At 73.6% G+C, this 16,383-nt stretch carries 16 protein-coding genes and 1 tRNA gene; 13 read left to right on the forward strand and 4 right to left on the reverse strand.

The annotated features are described in order from the left end of the window. Positions 1 to 106: 106 nt before the first annotated feature. Together AB0G08_RS18375 and AB0G08_RS18380 are read left to right on the forward strand one after the other, a co-directional pair. Entirely contained in the window at positions 107 to 907 is an 801-nt protein-coding gene (locus AB0G08_RS18375; protein WP_358089087.1) for an NADH-quinone oxidoreductase subunit C, read from the forward strand. Further along, positions 907 to 1,869, forward strand: coding sequence for a complex I subunit 1 family protein (locus AB0G08_RS18380; protein WP_121399913.1), 963 nt, complete (start codon positions 907 to 909; stop codon positions 1,867 to 1,869). Before AB0G08_RS18375 ends, AB0G08_RS18380 begins: the two co-directional genes overlap by 1 nt. 66 nt (positions 1,870 to 1,935) lie before the next feature. On the opposite strand, the gene AB0G08_RS18385 is transcribed toward AB0G08_RS18380, so the two are convergent. Beyond that, positions 1,936 to 2,955: a glutathione S-transferase C-terminal domain-containing protein gene (locus tag AB0G08_RS18385; RefSeq protein WP_358089231.1), complete on the reverse strand. Its 1,020-nt coding sequence runs from the start codon at positions 2,953 to 2,955 to the stop codon at positions 1,936 to 1,938. A gap of 215 nt (positions 2,956 to 3,170) precedes the next feature. On the opposite strand from AB0G08_RS18385, the gene AB0G08_RS18390 reads away from it, so the two are divergent. Continuing rightward, entirely contained in the window at positions 3,171 to 3,605 is a 435-nt protein-coding gene (locus AB0G08_RS18390; protein ID WP_358089090.1) for an ester cyclase, read from the forward strand. On the opposite strand, the gene AB0G08_RS18395 is transcribed toward AB0G08_RS18390, so the two are convergent. After that, entirely contained in the window at positions 3,586 to 4,158 is a 573-nt protein-coding gene (locus AB0G08_RS18395; protein WP_358089093.1) for a Uma2 family endonuclease, read from the reverse strand. The genes AB0G08_RS18390 and AB0G08_RS18395 overlap by 20 nt on opposite strands. Positions 4,159 to 4,251: 93 nt before the next feature. Here AB0G08_RS18395 and AB0G08_RS18400 point away from each other — a divergent pair, with 93 nt between their 5' ends. The 9 genes from AB0G08_RS18400 to AB0G08_RS18440 all read left to right on the forward strand — a co-directional run bounded on the left by AB0G08_RS18400 (position 4,252) and on the right by AB0G08_RS18440 (position 14,184). After that, a complete protein-coding gene (locus AB0G08_RS18400; protein WP_334607456.1) occupies positions 4,252 to 4,878 on the forward strand; it encodes an NADH-quinone oxidoreductase subunit I in 627 nt (208 codons plus the stop codon). Beyond that, complete coding sequence (locus AB0G08_RS18405) at positions 4,875 to 5,501, forward strand: NADH-quinone oxidoreductase subunit J (protein WP_358089097.1); 627 nt, start codon at positions 4,875 to 4,877, stop codon at positions 5,499 to 5,501. The genes AB0G08_RS18400 and AB0G08_RS18405 overlap by 4 nt, the downstream gene beginning before the upstream one ends. Continuing rightward, positions 5,498 to 5,905, forward strand: coding sequence for an NADH-quinone oxidoreductase subunit NuoK (gene nuoK / locus AB0G08_RS18410; protein WP_358089099.1), 408 nt, complete (start codon positions 5,498 to 5,500; stop codon positions 5,903 to 5,905). The genes AB0G08_RS18405 and nuoK overlap by 4 nt, the downstream gene beginning before the upstream one ends. Continuing rightward, on the forward strand, positions 5,902 to 7,836 hold the full coding sequence (locus AB0G08_RS18415; RefSeq protein WP_358089102.1) for an NADH-quinone oxidoreductase subunit L: 1,935 nt from the start codon (positions 5,902 to 5,904) through the stop codon (positions 7,834 to 7,836). The genes nuoK and AB0G08_RS18415 overlap by 4 nt, the downstream gene beginning before the upstream one ends. 61 nt (positions 7,837 to 7,897) lie before the next feature. Beyond that, positions 7,898 to 9,397: an NADH-quinone oxidoreductase subunit M gene (locus AB0G08_RS18420; protein ID WP_358089234.1), complete on the forward strand. Its 1,500-nt coding sequence runs from the start codon at positions 7,898 to 7,900 to the stop codon at positions 9,395 to 9,397. Between the two features lie 46 nt (positions 9,398 to 9,443). Beyond that, entirely contained in the window at positions 9,444 to 10,991 is a 1,548-nt protein-coding gene (locus tag AB0G08_RS18425; RefSeq protein ID WP_358089237.1) for a proton-conducting transporter membrane subunit, read from the forward strand. A gap of 168 nt (positions 10,992 to 11,159) precedes the next feature. After that, a complete protein-coding gene (gene htpX, locus AB0G08_RS18430; RefSeq protein WP_358089105.1) occupies positions 11,160 to 12,035 on the forward strand; it encodes a zinc metalloprotease HtpX in 876 nt (291 codons plus the stop codon). A 142-nt stretch (positions 12,036 to 12,177) separates the two neighbouring features. Next, complete coding sequence (locus AB0G08_RS18435) at positions 12,178 to 13,437, forward strand: MFS transporter (protein ID WP_358089108.1); 1,260 nt, start codon at positions 12,178 to 12,180, stop codon at positions 13,435 to 13,437. Between the two features lie 261 nt (positions 13,438 to 13,698). Then, positions 13,699 to 14,184: a hypothetical protein gene (locus AB0G08_RS18440; RefSeq protein WP_358089111.1), complete on the forward strand. Its 486-nt coding sequence runs from the start codon at positions 13,699 to 13,701 to the stop codon at positions 14,182 to 14,184. Between the two features lie 293 nt (positions 14,185 to 14,477). Here the strand turns inward: AB0G08_RS18440 and AB0G08_RS18445 are convergent, their stop codons facing one another. Next, positions 14,478 to 14,972, reverse strand: a complete 495-nt coding sequence (locus tag AB0G08_RS18445) for a YajQ family cyclic di-GMP-binding protein (RefSeq protein WP_132230880.1) — start codon at positions 14,970 to 14,972, stop codon at positions 14,478 to 14,480. 148 nt (positions 14,973 to 15,120) lie between these two features. Between AB0G08_RS18445 and AB0G08_RS18450 the strand changes: the two genes are divergently transcribed. Next, positions 15,121 to 15,204 (forward strand) — tRNA-Tyr (locus AB0G08_RS18450). A 139-nt stretch (positions 15,205 to 15,343) separates the two neighbouring features. Here the strand turns inward: AB0G08_RS18450 and AB0G08_RS18455 are convergent. Further along, complete coding sequence (locus tag AB0G08_RS18455) at positions 15,344 to 16,363, reverse strand: ParA family protein (protein ID WP_358089114.1); 1,020 nt, start codon at positions 16,361 to 16,363, stop codon at positions 15,344 to 15,346. Between the last annotated feature and the right edge of the window lie 20 nt (positions 16,364 to 16,383).

A 16,383-nucleotide genomic window follows, 5' to 3' on the forward strand; every position in this document is an offset into this window, starting at 1 on the left:
GGGCACCACGACTGCATGATCAACGAAGTGGGGGTCGGGGCGCGGGGGTGGGGGTGGGGGCGTTCGGTTCGGTGGGAGGTGCGGGCCAGGACCTAGGATCAGCGGCATGACTCCGGAAGAGGTCGGCCAGCGGATGGTCGCGCTGCTCGCGCCCGCCGAGGTGACCCCGTCGGTCTCCGGCGGCCAGGCGCACGCCCGCGCCACCGTCGACGTACCGCCGGCGAACTGGCCGGACGCGCTCCGTGCCGCCCGCGACGACGCCGAGCTGGCCTGCGACTACTTCGACTGGCTCTCCGCCGTCGACGAGCTCGCCGGTGGCTTCGACGTGGTGGCGCACCTCTGGTCCACCACCCGCCGGCACGGGCTCCTGCTGCGCACCCGGGTGCCCCGGGAGGCCCCGGCGGTCGCCTCGGTCGTCGACGTCTACCCGGGCGCCGGGTGGCACGAGCGGGAGACGCACGAGATGTTCGGCATCGACTTTCCCGGCCACGCCGGGCTGGCGCCGCTGCTGCTGCCGCCCGAGTTCGAGGGTCACCCGCTGCGCAAGGAGTTCGTGCTCGCCTCCCGGGTGGCGAAGCCCTGGCCGGGCGCCAAGGAACCGGGCGAGTCCGAGGCCGGCGGCGGGCGCCGGCCGATCCGCCCGCCGGGCGTGCCCGCGCCGGGGGAGTGGGGGACGACGCCGACGCCGGCCGGTGCGGGCGGGGTCGGGGAGGGGCCGCGCGGCGGCACCCCGGCGCGCCCGGCCCGGGAGCGGCCCGCCCGGCCGGCCCCGGGGGCCCGTCCACCCCGTACCGCCAGGCCCGCCGCCACCGCGGACGGCCCGGCGCCGGCCGACCCGGCGGACCGGCCGGCACCGCAGGGGCCAGCCGCGTCGGAGCGGTCCGGCGACGACGGAGGTACGCCCTGATGCCGCTGTGGTTGGAGCTGGTCATCCGGGTGGGGGGCGTGCTCGTCGCGTTCCTCACCCTGCCGCTGCTGGTCGGGCAGGCCGAGCACAAGGTGATGGCGCACATGCAGGGCCGGCTCGGCCCGATGTACGCGGGCGGCTTCCACGGCTGGGCCCAGCTGGTCGCCGACGGCGTGAAGTTCGTGCAGAAGGAGGACGTCACGCCCCGGGAGGCCGACCGGGCGGTCTTCCGGCTCGCCCCGGCGGTCGCCCTCGTGCCCTACCTGCTGGTGCTGCTGGTGATCCCGCTCGGCCCGAACGACCTGGTCGGGCAGCCGCTGGACATCGGCCTGTTCTTCGTGCTGGCCGTCGTGGGCGTGGGCGTCGTGGCGGTGCTGATGTCGGCCTGGGCGTCGGCCAACAAGTACAGCCTCCTCGGCGGCCTGCGCGGGGCGGCCCAGCTGCTCGGCTACGAGCTGCCGCTGGTGCTGGCCGCCGCGTCGGTGGCGATGGCGGCCGGCACGCTCAGCCTCTCCGGCATCGTCGAGGCGTGGCAGCCGTGGTGGCTGCTCTGGCAGGCCCCCGCCATGGTCGTCTTCTTCCTCGCCGGGCTCGCCGAGATCCGCCGCCCGCCGTTCGACATGCCGGTCGCCGACTCGGAGCTGGTCTTCGGCTACATGACGGAGTACACGGGCCTGCGGTTCGCGTTCTTCCTGCTCGCCGAGTACGTCGGCATCGTGGTGATCGCCGCGCTCACCACCGTGCTGTTCCTCGGCGGCTGGCAGGGCCCGTTCGCCGACGCGCAGCTCGGCTGGCTGTGGACCCTGCTGAAGGTCTTCGCCGTCTCGTTCCTGATCATCTGGCTCCGGGTGTCCTACCCCCGGCTGCGCGAGGACCAGCTCCAGCGCCTCTGCTGGCTCGTCCTGGTCCCCGTCTCCCTGGGCCAGCTCGTCCTCACCGCCGCCGTCCGCGTGGCGCTGTAGGCCCGTTCCGACCCCCGCGGGCCGGCGCACGTGCCGTGGCGGCGGCCGGCGCTGCGGGGCGCGTCGTCAGCGCAGCGGGGTGTGGGCGGGGTCGACGCGCTCGGCGGGCGGGGGCGGCGGGGGCGGGGTGCCGTCGCCGAAGGGGCGGCCGCCGAGGGCCTCCCGGCCGTGCGGGGTGAGCCAGTTCGCCAGGTCGGGGCCGAGCGGCACCACGCCGGTCGGATTGATGTCGCGGTGCACCTCGTAGTAGTGCCGCTTGATGTGGTCGAAGTCGATCGTGTCGCCGAAGCCGGGCGTCTGGAACAGGTCCCGGGCGTACGCCCAGAGCACCGGCATCTCCGCCAGCTTGCTCCGGTTGCACTTGAAGTGGCCGTGGTAGACGGGGTCGAAGCGGACCAGCGTGGTGAACAGCCGCACGTCCGCCTCGGTGATGGTGTCCCCGACCAGGTAGCGCTGCCCGGCCAGCCGCTCGCCCAGCCAGTCCAACCGGTCGAACAGCCGGCGGTACGCCTTCTCGTACGCGGCCTGGTCGCCGGCGAAGCCGCACCGGTAGACGCCGTTGTTGACGTCCCGGAACAGCACCGCGCTGACCTCGTCGATCTCGTCGCGCAGCCGCTCCGGGTAGAGGTCGGGCGCCCCCTCGCGGTGGTACGCCGTCCACTCGGTGGAGAGGTCGAGGCTCATCCGCCCGAAGTCGTTGGTGACCACCTGCCCGGTCGGCACGTCCACGATCGCCGGCACGGTGATGCCCCGCTCGTAGCCGGGGAACCGGGCGAAGTACGCCTCGGCCAGCCGCTCGATGCCGAGCACCGGGTCGCGCCCGCCCGGGTCGAGGTCGAACGTCCAGCTCCGCTTGTCGTGGGTCGGGCCGGCCACCGCCATCGAGATCGCGGCCTCCAGCCCGAGCAGCCGCCGGACGATGACCAGCCGGTTCGCCCAGGGGCAGGCGCGGCTGACCGCCAGCCGGTACCGGCCGGGCTCCACCGGCCAGCCGTCCCGGGCGTCGGCGGTGATCCGGGTGGCGATGTAGCGCTGGTCCCGGGTGAACTCGCCGCCCGGCTCGACGTACCTGCCGCCGGTCCGCATGAGCACGTCGTCGGCGCTGCCGCCGCCCGTCGCCGCGCCGCCCGTCGTGCCGCCCTCGGTCGTGCCGCCCATGCCAGCCCTCCGCCGTCGCCCGTCGCTCGTCCCATCATGGCGGCTGCGCCGCCCGCGGGCCCGCCGAGTGCCGACCTCCGCGATGAGGTCGAGCCCGGAGGCGGTGGGCCGGGTCCGGGCGGGGCGGCGGTTAGGCTGCCGCGATGATCGATGTGGAGGCGGCGGCCCGACGCTTCATCGCCGACGTGTGGAACGCCGGGCGGGAGGAGTCGGCGTACGAGCTGGTGTCGTCGGAGTGCCCGGGGCTGGGCGGGGCCGGCCCGGAGGCGACGCTGGCGTGGCACCGGGAACGGCGCGCCGCCTTCCCGGACCTGCGCTACAAGATCGTGGACGTGGTGGCCGCCGGGGACCGGGTGGCGGTGCACTGGCGGGCCGCGGGCACCCAGGCCGGGCCGTTCGGTCCGGTGCCGCCGACCGGGCAGGTGGTCAGCTACTCGGGGGCGAGCTTCCTGCGCTTCGACGACGCGGGCCGGATCGTCGACGTGTGGAGCTGCAACGAGCTGTTCCAGCTCCTCCAGCAGCTCGGCGTTGAGATGCTCCCGCCCGCGGCGGGTGGGCTCAGCGGGACCGGGGCGTGATCCTGGCGAGCGGGATGTCGATCTCCCACGGCTCGGGGACGAGGATGCCGTCGGTCATCCGGGCCTGCTCGACGTAGACCCGCCTGGCCGGGTCGAGCTTGTGGGCGTGCACGACGATCCCCGACTCGGTCTCGATCCGCCAGAAGTAGGGGATGTCCGCCTCGGCGTAGAGCGCGGGCTTGAGTACCCGGTCGATGCTCCGCGAGCCCTCGGAGACGATCTCGACCACCAGCATCACCTCGTGGGGCCGGTAGTGCGAGGGGTTGCGCGAGGCCGCGTCCAGCTCCGTGACCAGCACGTCGGGGATGAAGGCCCGGGTCCGGGAGAGCCGCACCTCGACGCCCTGCGTGACGTCGAGGTCGGCGGGGCAGCTCTCCTGCAGAGCCGCACCGAGCATGAGTGCGATGGACTGGTGGAGTCGCGTGGGGGAGGGCGACACGATGAGGTTTCCGTCCAGGAGTTCGTGGCGGCGGCCGTCGTCGGGCAGGCGGTCGAGGTCGTCGACCGTCCACCCGCCCGGCGGCGGATAGTCGCCCTGCAGCGCGGCGGTCATGGCGAGCCCTTTCCGGTGCGTCGTTCTCCCCGCTTCACCGTACCGCCGGCAGACCCCGGGTGGTGGTCGCGCGCGCCGCGGCCACAGGGCAGGATGGTCGGCATGACCGACCGCAGCGAGCGCAGCGAGCCGGGCGGCGCCGGCGGAGACCGTGGCCTGCCGGGCGCGGGACTGGTGAAGGGGCTCGCGGTCACGTTGAAGACGATGACCCGCCGCTCGACCACCCAGCAGTACCCGGACGTCGCCCCCGAGCTGCCGCCCCGCTCGCGCGGGGTGATCGCGCTGCTGGAGGAGAACTGCACGGTCTGCATGCTGTGCGCCCGGGAGTGTCCGGACTGGTGCATCTACATCGACTCGCACAAGGAGGAGGTGGCGGTGCCCGGCGCCGCCCGCCCCCGCCAGCGCAACGTGCTCGACAAGTTCGACATCGACTTCTCGCTCTGCATGTACTGCGGCATCTGTGTGGAGGTCTGCCCCTTCGACGCCCTCTACTGGTCGCCGGAGTTCGAATACTCCGAGTACGACATCAAGGACCTGCTGCACGACAAGGACCACCTCGGGCAGTGGATGGGCACCGTGCCGCCGCCGCCCGCGCACGACCCGAACGGTGAGCCGGCGAAGGAGGAGACCGCCGCCGCGCGCAAGGCCGCGGTCCCCGCCGCGCCCGCCGCCCGTCCCGCCGCCCCGCCCGTACGCCCCGAGCCCGAGGCCGGCGCATGACCGGTGCGGACGTGCTGCTGCTCGCCCTCGGCGCGGTGGCGGTCGGTTCGGGGGTGCTGGTGGTGGCGACGCGGCACCTGGTCCGGGCCGGCCTCTACCTGGTGGTCTGCCTCGGCGCGCTGGCCGGGACGTACCTGGTGCTCACCGCCGAGCTGGTGGCCTGGGTGCAGGTGCTGATCTACGTCGGCGCGGTGGTGGTGCTGCTGCTCTTCGCGGTGATGCTCACCCGCGCCCCGATCGGTGCCTCGGACGACCTGGACCGGCCCGGCTGGGCCGCGGCGCTGGTCGGCGGCGGCACCGGGCTCGGGCTGGCCGCCCTGCTGGTCGACGCGTACCGCTGGACGGCCGTGGAGCTGCCCGAGGCGGGCACCGCGGAACGCCTCGGCGACCAGATCTTCCGCAGCTGGGTGCTCCCCTTCGAGGTGCTCTCGGTGCTGCTGCTGGCCGCCCTGGTCGGCGCCATCGTGATCTCCCGCCCCGACATCGGCCGGCCGAGGGCCCAGGGGCCACGCGACGAGGGGCCCGGTGTCGACCGGCCCGACGCGGACCGGTCCCGCCCCGACCGGTCCGGCAGAACGGTCGCCGGCGGGGACCCGGGCGACGACGGAGGGCGGGCGCGGTGAGACCCGTCATCCCGTACGTCACCGCCGCGCTGCTGTTCGGCCTCGGCGTCTACGGCGTGCTGCGCCGCCGCAACGCGGTGCTGGTGCTGATGGCCGTCGAGCTGATGCTCAACGCGGTCAACCTGATCCTGGTCACCGCCGACACCACCGTGCGCGCGCAACTGCCGCACGGCGGGCAGGTCTTCGCGCTCTTCGTGATCGTGCTGGCCGCCGCCGAGATCGGGGTCGGCCTGGCGATCGTGCTCCAGCTCTACCGGCTGCGGGCCACCGTCGCCGTCGACGAGGTGCCGCTGACCGAGGGCGCGCCGACCGGACCTCCGGCCGAGCCGGCCACCGCCACCGCCGGCACCGCCGCCGGGACCGCCCGGCCCGGGTCCGCCGACCGCCCGGAGGGGGAGCGGTGAGCACGACCACCCTGCTCGGCGCGCTGCTGCCGGCCGTACCGCTGGTCGCGGGTCTGCTCGGCCTGTTGCTGCCGCCCTCGCCGCCCGGCGCCGGGACGGGCGGGGACCGCTCCCGGCGGGCGGCGATAGCGCTCGGCGTGGCCGGGGCGGCCGGTGCGCTGGCGCTCGCCGTCGCCCTGCTGGTCAGCCTCGACCGTCCCGCCGAGGCGTCCACCACCTGGGTGGACCTGGGCGGGCTGACCGTGAGCCTCGGGGTGCGGCTGGACGGTGCCGCCGCGCTGGTCGCCGTCGCGGTCGCCGCGGTGGCCCTGGCCGTGCAGGTCTACTCGGTCGGCTACCTGCGCCGGGGCCCGCACGACGACGTCGACACCGACCACCGCTACCCGCCGTACGCGGCGCAGATCAGCCTCTTCACCGCCGCCATGCTGCTGGTGGTGGTCGCCGGCGACCTGATCCTGCTCCTGGTCGGCTGGGAGGTGATGGGCATCTGCTCCTACCTGCTCATCGCCCACGACCGCCGGCTGCCGGAGGCGCCGGCCGCCGCCATGAAGGCGTTCCTGGTGACCCGGGTCGGCGACGTCGGCTTCCTGCTCGGCATCGCGCTGCTCGGCGTCTCGGCCGGCAGCTTCCGCATCGCCGACGTGCTCGCCCAAGACCACGCCACCGGCACGCTGACCGCCGCCTGCCTGCTGCTGCTCGCCGGGGTGGCCGGCAAGAGCGCCCAGTTCCCGCTGCACACCTGGCTGCCCGACGCGATGGCCGGCCCGACGCCGATCTCGGCGCTGATCCACGCCGCCACCATGGTCGCCGCCGGCGTGTACGCCGTCACGCGCCTCTACCCGCTGTTCGAGGTGACGCCGACCGCGCTGGCCGTGCTCGGCGTGATGGCCTCGGTGACCCTGCTGCTCGGCGCGTTCGCCGCCACCGCCCAGGACGACCTCAAGCGCGTGCTGGCCTGGTCGACGGTCTCCCAGATCGGCTACATGACCGGCGCGCTGGCGGTCGGGTCCACGCCGGCCGCGCTGTTCCACCTGCTCACCCACGCCGCGTTCAAGGCACTGCTCTTCCTCGCCGCCGGTGCGGTGATCCACGCCGTCGGCACCACGCTGATGTCGCGGATGGGCGGGCTGCGTCGGGGCATGCCGGTCACCTTCTGGTGCACGGTCGTCGGGCTGGGCGCCCTGGCGGGGGTGCCGCCGCTGTCGGGCTTCTGGAGCAAGGACGGCGTGCTCACCGTCGCCGGGGACGCCGCCCTGCACGGTGCCGGGCCCGCCCCGGCCTGGGTGGGCTGGCTGGTCTGGCTGGCCGGGCTCGTCGGCGTCGCCGTCACCGCCTGGTACGCCACCCGCCTGCTGCTGCGCACCTTCCTCGGCGAGGCGCGGATGCCGCTGGCGCACCCGCACGACCCGCCCGCCGTGATGCGCTGGCCGGTGCTGCTGCTCGCCGTGCCGGCCGCCCTGCTCGGCCTCGCCGGCTTCGACTGGGCCTTCGCGCGCCAGCTGCTGCTCGCGCCAACCGCGGGCGAGCCGGGCGAGCGACTCCTGGTCCACGTCGGCCCGGAACTGCTGCTGCCGCTGGCGCTGTTGGCCGTCGGGGCGGGGCTCGCCTGGCTGCGCTGGCGGCGGGACCCGGCCGCCGACCCGGCGACCGCTCTGGGCCCGCTGCGGCCGGTCTTCGCCGCCGCGTTCCGGCTCGACGACGTCCAGCGCGCCCTGGTCGTACGCCCGACGAAGGCGCTGGCCCGCGCGACGCGTACCGCCGACGAGGTGGTGGTGGACGGCGCGGTCGAGGGCAGCGGCCGGGCCGCGTTCGGCCTCGGCGGCGGCCTGGCGGCGCTGCACCGCGCGGCGCTGCCGCGCGCGGCGGCCGGCGTGCTGGCCGGGGCGCTGCTGATCGGCCTGGCGGCCGTCCTGATCGGAGGGTCGTCGTGAGCGCGAGGAGTGAGCCGGGGTTGCGAGCCCCGCAGTCGCGAACCGAGGTAATGCCGTGACCATGGGGGAGTTCCTGCTGGTGGCGGTGCTGGCGTTGCCGGCGCTCGGCGCGCTGGCGGTGGCGGCGACGCCGCGGGACCGGGCGGCCCGGGCGGTCGGCACGGCCGTCGCGGCGCTGACCCTGGTGGCCGCCGCGCTGCTGTTCCTCGGCGACCGGACCTGGTCGGCCTACGGGACCGACGCGCCCGCGGTGCGCCCGTGGCACCGGCTCGACCTGCCCTGGGTGCCCGGCCTCGACCTGCGCTTCCACCTCGGGGTGGACGGCATCTCCTGGCCGCTGGTCGTGCTGACCGCCCTGCTCACGCTGCTCTGCTGCGCCTACACGCTGTGGAAGGTCCCCGACGGCGGCAGCGGGCGGGCGCTGGTGGCCCTGCTGCTGGTCGTCGAGGTCGGCATCCTCGGCACCTTCCTCGCCCTCGACCTCGTGCTCTTCTTCGTCTTCTTCGAGGTCGTCCTGCTCCCGATGTACGCGATCATCGCCGGCTGGGGCGGCGCGGACCGGCGGCGGGCGGCGGCGAAGTTCGCCCTCTACACCCTGCTGGGCTCGGTGCTGCTGCTGGTCGGCGTCTACGTGGTGGTGGCCGCCGCCGGGACGGCCGACGTGGTGGCGCTGACCGGCGGGACGGGGCTGTCCCGGGGCACCCAGCTCGCGGCGTTCACGCTGCTCGCGCTGGCCTTCGCGGTGAAGAGCCCGCTCTGGCCGCTGCACTCCTGGCTGCCCGACGCGCACACGCAGGCACCCACCGTCGGCAGCGTGGTCCTGGCCGGGGTGCTGCTCAAGATGGGCACGTACGGGCTGATCCGGATCGCGGTCGGGGTGGCCCCGGAGGGCGCCCGCTGGGCGGCCCCGGTGCTCGGCGCGCTGGCCGTGGCGGCGATCCTGGTCGGGTCGCTGGTCTGCCTCGCCCAGCGCGAGCTGAAGCGGCTGATCGCGTACTCCAGCGTCGGGCACATGGGCTTCGTGCTGCTCGGCGTCGCCACGCTCACCACCACCGGCATCCAGGCGGCCCTGATCGGCAACGTCGCGCACGGGGTGATCACCGGCCTGCTCTTCTTCCTCGCCGGCGCGATCAAGGACCGTACGCACACCGGGTCGCTGGACGAGCTGTCCGGGCTGCGCGAGACCGCCCCCCGGCTCGCCGGGCTGCTCGGCTTCGCCGCCGTCGCCTCGCTCGGCCTGCCCGGGCTGGCCGGCTTCTGGGGCGAGGCGTTCGCGGTGGTCGCCGCCGTCGAGGTCGGCGGGGCGCTCTGGACCACCCTGGGCGTGCTGGCGGCGATCGGCGGGGCGCTCACCGCGGCGTACCTCCTGCGGCTGCTGCGCCGGGTGACGCACGGGCGGCCCAGCCCGGCGGTCGGGCGGCTCACCCCCGGCCTGGCCGGCGTGGAGCTGGTCGCGTGGGCGCCGCTGGTGCTGCTGGCCCTCGCGGTCGGCCTGGCCCCGACCCTGGTGCTCGGCGTCGCCGAGGCCCCCGTCGACGCCCTGGTGGAGGTGCTGCGGTGAGCGAACCGGGCCGGCGGTACGGACGTGACGGAGTGCCAGCATGAGCATGAGCGTGGTGCAGAGCGTCGACAACGTGGCGCTCCTTCCGGCGTACCTCGCCGCGGGGACGGCCGTGCTGGTGCTGCTCGCCGACCTGCTGGTGGCCCGGAGCCGGGTCACGCTGGCGACGGCCGCCGCCGGCGCGGCGGCCACGGCTCTCGGCGCGGCCCTGGTCGGCGGCGGGGACGAGCGCCGCACGTTCTGCGTCGGCCCCGACTGCTCGTACGTCTTCGGCGGCCGGGCCGCCCTGGTCGCCGCCGTCGTCGCCCTGCTCACCCTGGGCGTGCTCGCGCTGTCCGGCCCGCTGCTGCGGGCGGGGCAGTCGCCGACGGGGGAGTACTGCTTCCTGCTCGCCTGCTCGATGACGGGCGGCGTGGTGCTCGGCGCGGCCGGCGACCTGATCACCCTGATCGTGGCGCTGGAGACGCTCACCCTCCCGCTCTACGTGCTCGTCGGGCTGCGCCGGGACAGCCTGGCCAGCGCCGAGGCGGCCGTCACCTTCTTCGTGGTCAGCGTGGTCGCCACCACCCTGACGCTGCTCGGGGCGGCGCTGCTCTACGCGGCCACCGGCGGGCTGCACCTGGGCCGGATCGGCGCGATCCTCGCCGACCGGCCGGACCTGCTGGACCTGCCGCTCACCACCGCCGCCGTGGCGCTGGTGGTGCTGGGGCTGGCGTTCAAGGTGGCGGCCGTGCCGTTCCACGCCTGGGCGCCGGCCACCTACGACGGCGCGCCGCTGCCCGTGGCGGCGTACCTGTCCACCGCCTCCAAGCTGGGCGGCGTGGTGGCCCTGCTCGCCGTGGTGCAGCACGCGCTGCCGGCCGGCGTGACCGGCCCGGTGCTCGCCCTGCTCGCGGTGCTGACGATGACCGTCGGCAACCTGGTGGCGCTGCGCCAGCGGCGTACGGTCCGGCTGCTCGCCTGGTCCTCGGTGGCCCAGGCCGGCTACATCCTCGCCCCGCTCGGCGCGCTGGCGCTGGCCGCCGGACGCACCGCCGACGCCCGCACCGCCGCGTACGCGGCCGCCGTGGCGTACGCCGTCTTCTTCGTGGTGCTGGAGCTGGCGGCCTTCGCGGCCCTGGTGGCGCTGCGCCCGGCGGGCGCGGACGGCGGCACGCTCGACGACCTGCGCGGGGCGGCCCGGCGACACCCGTGGCGGGCGGCGGCGCTCGGGCTGGCGCTGGTCGGGCTCGCCGGCCTGCCGCCGGGCCTGGCCGGCCTCTTCGCCAAGGTGACCGTGGTCCGTTCGCTGCTGGACGGCGGCGCGGGCTGGCTCGCCGTGGTGGTGGCCGTGAACGCGGTGATCGGCCTCGCCTACTACCTGCGCCTCACCGCCACCCTCTGGGCCGCGCCGACCGCCGCGCCAGCCGCCGCGCCAGCCGCCGGGCCGGCCGGCACGCCGGGCGGGGACGCCCCGGTCGTCGGCTCCGGCGGCGCGCCGGCCGTGGTCCCCGTGCGGGCCCGGACGGTCGGCGTGGTGCTGGCCGTGGCGACGGCGGCGGCGCTGGTGCTCGGCTTCGCCCCGCAGCTCGTGCTCGACGTCGCCGCCCGCTGAGGCGGCGGTCCCGTCGGGCGGTCTTCCCGTCTTCGGGGGCGGTAGTCCCCACGGGCACTTCGGACATCTCAGGCAACTCACAGCCATGAGACGGATGGTTGGCGGGTACCGGGTTGTTGAACCGGTCAGCGGATCCCGCGTGATCCGTGCTGCACCGAAGGAGTGATCGTGCACCACAACCGTCTGAAGACCGCCGCGCTGCTCGGCCTGCTCACCTCGCTGATCCTGGCGGTGGGCTACTGGTTCGGCGGCAGTGGCGGCCTGGTCATCGCCGTCGTCGTCTCGCTGGTCATGAACGGCGTCACCTACTTCTACTCCGACAAGCTCGCGCTGCGCTCGATGCGGGCGCAATCGGTCAGCGAGGCGGAGTTCCCCGAGCTGTACCGGATGGTCCGCGAGCTGGCCACCGAGGCGGGGCAGCCGATGCCGCGCTTGTACGTGAGCCCGACGTCGCAGCCCAACGCGTTCGCCACCGGGCGGAACCCGCAGCACGCGGCCGTCTGCGTCACGCAGGGGATCACCGAGATCCTCGACTACCGCGAGCTGCGGGGCGTGATCGGGCACGAGCTGTCGCACGTCTACAACCGCGACATCCTCATCTCCAGCGTGGCGGCCGGTCTGGCCGGCATCATCACCATGCTGGCGAACATCGCCTGGTTCATCCCGCTGGGCGGGGGCGACGACGAGGACTCCCCGAACCCGGCCGTGCTGCTGCTCACCATCATCCTGGGGCCGATCGCGGCCACCGTCATCCAGCTGGCGATCAGCCGCAGCCGGGAGTTCCAGGCGGACGCCTCCGGCGCCCGGCTCACGAAGGACCCGCTGGCCCTGGCCAGCGCCCTCAAGAAGATCCACATGGGTACCCAGCGCCGGCCGTTGCCGGCCCAGGGGCAGCTCACCAGCACCGCCCACCTGATGATCGACAACCCGTTCCGGGGCGGCGGCGTGGCCGCGCTCTTCTCCACCCACCCCAAGATGGAGGAGCGGGTCGCCCGGCTGGAGCGGATGGCCGCGAACAGCGGACCCGTGCAGTTCCAGCGCTGAGGCGCTGATCACCTTTCCGCCCGTGTCCGGTCCGCCGGACACGGGCGGAACGCCGTGTGAGCGCGTTAACCGTTCCTTTCCCGCGTCCGGCGGCGTTAGGGTCGAAAGGTCCCCCACCCGTTACATCCCCTGGAGGTCGACCGTGGCCGCACTGCGCCAGTACCTGGGCGTCTGGCGGATCCCCGGAGCGCCGATGCTGCTGCTCACCGGCATCCTCGGTCGGCTCGGGATCGGCATGACGCCGCTGGCGCTGCTGCTGGTCGTCGAGCAGGTCACCGGCCGCTACTCGCTGGCGGCCGTCGCCGGGGGCATCTACGCCCTCTCCGGCGCCGCGCTCAGCCCCGTGGCCGGCCGGATCGCCGACCGGATCGGTCCCACTCCGGTGCTCGTCGGCACCGCCGTCGCCCACCCGTTCGCCCTGCTCGGCCTGCTCTGGTCCGCCCGCTCCGACGCCGGCAGCCTGACGCTGGTCTTCGTGGCCTCCGGGGTCGCCGGGGCCACCTACCCGCCGCTGACCGCCGCGATCCGGGGCGCCTGGAACGACCTCACCTCGCCGGCGTCCGGCCGGTGGCACCTGCGCAACACCGCCCTCGCCGCCGAGACCACGCTCTTCGAGATCGTCTTCGTGCTCGGCCCACTGCTGGTCGCCGGCTTCATCCTGTTCGCCGACGCTGGGGCCGCCCTGGTCGGTTCAGCCGTGGTGACCCTGGTCGGCACGATGGCGGTGGCCCTCGGCCGGGTGATGCGCGGCTGGCGGCCGCACCCGCGCGAGCACCAGACCAGAGGGCTCGGCCCGCTGCGCGTGCCCGGCTTCCCGGCCTTGCTGCTCTGCGTCGCGAGCCTGGGTATCGCCTTCGGCGCGGCCGGCGTGACCGTGCCGGCGTTCGCCACCGCCTACACGTCCGACGATCCCGACAGCCTCGCCGGGGTGCTGCTGGCCGTCTGGGGCGTGGGCAGCGCCGTGGGTGGTTTCTGGTTCGGCGTCCGCAAGCCGGCCCGGAACATGACCCGGCAGTTCTCGCTGCTGCTCGGCGCGGTGGCCGCCAGCTTCGCCGTCTTCGCGGTGATGCCCACCCCGGTGGCGCTGGGCACCGCCCTGGTGATCGGGGGCGCCACGATCGCGCCCGCGCTCACCCTGGAGAACACCCTGGTCGGCCGGATCTCCCCGACGAGCATGCTGAACGAGGCGTACACCTGGGTGGTCACCATGTCGGTGGGCGCCAGCGCCGCCGGCGGCGCGGTGGCCGGCCTGATCGTCGACCACGCCGGCGGGGTGCCCTGGGCGTTCGTCTTCGCCGGGGCCGCGGTCGCCGTCGGGGCCGGGGTCGCGGCCCTGCCCGCCGGGCCGATCTCCCGCGCGGAGGCCACGGCGGTACGCACCGAGGAGTTGCTGCCCGCCTGACGTGCCCGGGGTTCCCCGCCGCGCTGGCGGGGTACCACGCGGTCATGTTCGTCTTCTTCTCGAACCGGGTGGGCTGCCTCGGTTCCCTGCTGATCAGCGCGATCCTGACGGTGGTCCTGCTACTCGTCTTCTCCCGCTGACCCGACGCGGGCTCGCGCTGTCGATCCCTGCGGCCGGGGCGGATGTCGCGGGGCGACGGGACGACCGGTGGTGCGGCACACTGCCGAGGTGGGGATGCCAGCGCCGGTCACGGCTCATGACATGACGGTCGCTCTGGACTACGGGCAGTTCACGCTCTCCGGCAACCTGGACGACGACCCGGACTTCACGACGATCCTCCAGGACGCGCACGTCGACGCGCACATCGCCAGCACTGATCACACGGTGCTCGTCCTCGTGCCGCACCAGAACAACTTCAGGATGCCGCTTCGCGTCGAGGTGTGGGCCGCACCGCCGCCCCGCGACTTCGGGCACTGGGAAGAGATCTTCGAGTGCGCGCTGGCGGTCGACGGCGGCGAGCTGTGGTACGGCTCGCCGACGCTGGCAAGCCGGCCCTGCGAGGTGCCCGACGGGCGGTACGGCGTCCGCATCTGCGGCCGGGGCTTCGTCAACCGCGGCTGGCCCGGGTCCGCGACGCCAGGTGACGTCTGGCGGGTGCAGCTGTGGCCGTCCAGGAGGAACCTGCCGGACCGGAGGATCAGGGCGTGGCACCCGCCGGTGACCGGACCTGTTCCGCAAGCCGGCTGAGAGTGGCCCGCTCGTACGGGGGCAGAGCCGGTCGGCGGCGTGCGGACGGTTGCCCGGGGTGGCCGATGCCCACCGGCGCGGGGGCGGATGGGCCGGCCGGAGCTTGCGGGCGAGGGGCCGCAGTGGACGGGAGTGCGGGGCCCGACGCAGGGACGAGGGCCGCGCAGGCCGCCGCCAGGCCGTCGGAGGGCGCTCGGGAGCGACCAACGACGACTACTGGCGACGACGTGTGCCCGGGTGACCAGGCGTCATCGGGCCGGTTCGAGCCCCTTACCTGTGAGGCTCGGGGTCCCTTACCGGTAGTTGGTGAACTGGAGGGCGACGCCGAAGTCCTCGCCCTTGAGCAGCGCGATGACGGCCTGGAGGTCGTCCCTCTTCTTGCCGGTGACCCGCAGCTGGTCGCCCTGGATCTGGGCCTGGACGCCCTTGGGGCCCTCGTCGCGGATCTTCTTGCTGATCGCCTTGGCCTTGTCCGAGTCGATGCCCTGGATCACCTTGCAATCGATCTTGAAGATCTTGCCGGACGCGCGCGGGTCGCCGGCGTCCAGCGACTTCAGCGAGATGTTCCGCTTGATCACCTTCTCCTTGAAGACCTCCAGCGCCGCCCGCACCCGCTCCTCGGTCTCCGCCTGGAGGCTGATGGCCTCCTCGCCCGACCAGGAGATCTCGGCGCCGGTGCCCCGGAAGTCGAACCGCGTCGCGAGCTCCTTCTCCGCCTGGCGGAGAGCGTTGTCGACCTCCTGGCGGTCGACCTTGCTCACGATGTCGAACGACGGGTTCGCTGCCATGCTCATGCTCCTGCTGTCCGGCGGTTTGTGGTCCTTCGTCCCCCGCTGACCAGCGGTACGACCCCCTGACGGTACCCGGTTGCGCAGATGCCGGGGGCAGCCGCTATCCTTGCTTCCGCTGCCGCGTTACGACGCGGTGGGGTGCCCTGGCGGGTTGCCCGAGCGGCCAATGGGAGCGGACTGTAAATCCGTCGCGAAAGCTACAGAGGTTCGAATCCTCTACCCGCCACCAGGTGCAGAGAAGGGCCCCTGACCAGCGTGAACGCCGGTCAGGGGCCCTTCTCTATTGGTCCCGCTGAGTCTTACTCTGACCCGCTTGATCTCACCGGTTGTGTCGCATACGTGTCGCCGAGGATTGCTCCCCACCTTGGCTACAGCCTGGTGGTGAGCATCTCCATGGCTTCGACGCAGTTCTGCCGGTACTCCTCGTGAACGGTGACGCGGTGTCCCATGACGTCCAGCTTTCCGGAGCTCAGGGCGTAGAGGGGGCAGCCGCGGGCGAAGGCGACGACGCCTGTCGTCTGGAAGTCGCGGATGTCGACGAGGCCTTCATCGACGTCCTCGAAGGTGAAGATGTCCGGATGGCTCGCCATGAGCTTCTGGACGTCGACCGTGATCGACCTCAGCACGGCAGCATAGGCTGAGGCCGGGCCCATGTACTGCGTGAGGCGATTCTTGGCGATCATGTGCACCTTCGGCAACGTGCGTCCGGCCTGGTGGAGGCGTGTGGCGAAGGCGTAGGTCGCATAGATGTCGGAGGGCAGCTTCAGGCCGTAGACCAGAGAGAAGGCGTTCTGGATCGCGCGACGAGAGGAGTCGTCCGCCATGACCGGCAGCACCAGTCGCTCAACGGCCGACAGGGCAATCTGCGTGTAGATCGAGAAGCTCGGGTTGCAGTCGATGAAGATCGCGTCGTAGTCGTCCCGGATCGGATCGAGCAGGTCCCGGAGCCAGTCCACCACCGCCACCCAAGCATCGGTCCCGGGGATCTGGTTGTTGGCCAAGGTGGAGATCGCGTTGGCCTGGAGTTCCAGGAGCGGGTCACCGCAGATCAGGTCGATGTTCGCTGGCACCAGCGAGTTGAACTGATACGGCTGGGTGATGTAGTCGGCCGGGTTCAGGGCCGGCGGCGAGTAGGGCGAGGGCAAGCGGCGCTGGAAGTAGCCACCGATGGTCGCTCGGGGGAGCTCGCCCTGGCGAGCCAGCAGCTTTGCGCTGCCGTCATTGGCCAGGCCTCCGAGGAAGAGTTCCGAAAGGTTGGCCTGAGGGCAAACGTCGATCGCGAGAATGCGCTCGTCGGGGTGTTCTTCTGCATAGAAACAGATGGATTGAAAGCACAGGCTAGTCTTCCCGGTTCCGCCCTTGTTGTTCCAAAACGCGTAGATCGCCATTTGTCTCCGATCTTGGGTGG

Source organism: Micromonospora sp. NPDC023644, assembly GCF_040640115.1.
Classification (GTDB): domain Bacteria; phylum Actinomycetota; class Actinomycetes; order Mycobacteriales; family Micromonosporaceae; genus Micromonospora.

What these genes read in the sequence shown, in the direction of transcription:
- AB0G08_RS18375 (WP_358089087.1), top strand. Translation starts at nt 107, where the DNA reads ATGACTCCGGAAGAGGTCGGCCAGCGGATGGTCGCGCTGCTCGCGCCC.
- AB0G08_RS18380 (WP_121399913.1), top strand. Translation starts at nt 907, where the DNA reads ATGCCGCTGTGGTTGGAGCTGGTCATCCGGGTGGGGGGCGTGCTCGTC.
- AB0G08_RS18385 (WP_358089231.1), bottom strand. Translation starts at nt 2,955, where the DNA reads ATGCGGACCGGCGGCAGGTACGTCGAGCCGGGCGGCGAGTTCACCCGG.
- AB0G08_RS18390 (WP_358089090.1), top strand. Translation starts at nt 3,171, where the DNA reads ATGATCGATGTGGAGGCGGCGGCCCGACGCTTCATCGCCGACGTGTGG.
- AB0G08_RS18395 (WP_358089093.1), bottom strand. Translation starts at nt 4,158, where the DNA reads ATGACCGCCGCGCTGCAGGGCGACTATCCGCCGCCGGGCGGGTGGACG.
- AB0G08_RS18400 (WP_334607456.1), top strand. Translation starts at nt 4,252, where the DNA reads ATGGTCGGCATGACCGACCGCAGCGAGCGCAGCGAGCCGGGCGGCGCC.
- AB0G08_RS18405 (WP_358089097.1), top strand. Translation starts at nt 4,875, where the DNA reads ATGACCGGTGCGGACGTGCTGCTGCTCGCCCTCGGCGCGGTGGCGGTC.
- AB0G08_RS18420 (WP_358089234.1), top strand. Translation starts at nt 7,898, where the DNA reads ATGGGGGAGTTCCTGCTGGTGGCGGTGCTGGCGTTGCCGGCGCTCGGC.
- AB0G08_RS18425 (WP_358089237.1), top strand. Translation starts at nt 9,444, where the DNA reads ATGAGCGTGGTGCAGAGCGTCGACAACGTGGCGCTCCTTCCGGCGTAC.
- AB0G08_RS18440 (WP_358089111.1), top strand. Translation starts at nt 13,699, where the DNA reads ATGACGGTCGCTCTGGACTACGGGCAGTTCACGCTCTCCGGCAACCTG.
- AB0G08_RS18445 (WP_132230880.1), bottom strand. Translation starts at nt 14,972, where the DNA reads ATGGCAGCGAACCCGTCGTTCGACATCGTGAGCAAGGTCGACCGCCAG.
- AB0G08_RS18455 (WP_358089114.1), bottom strand. Translation starts at nt 16,363, where the DNA reads ATGGCGATCTACGCGTTTTGGAACAACAAGGGCGGAACCGGGAAGACT.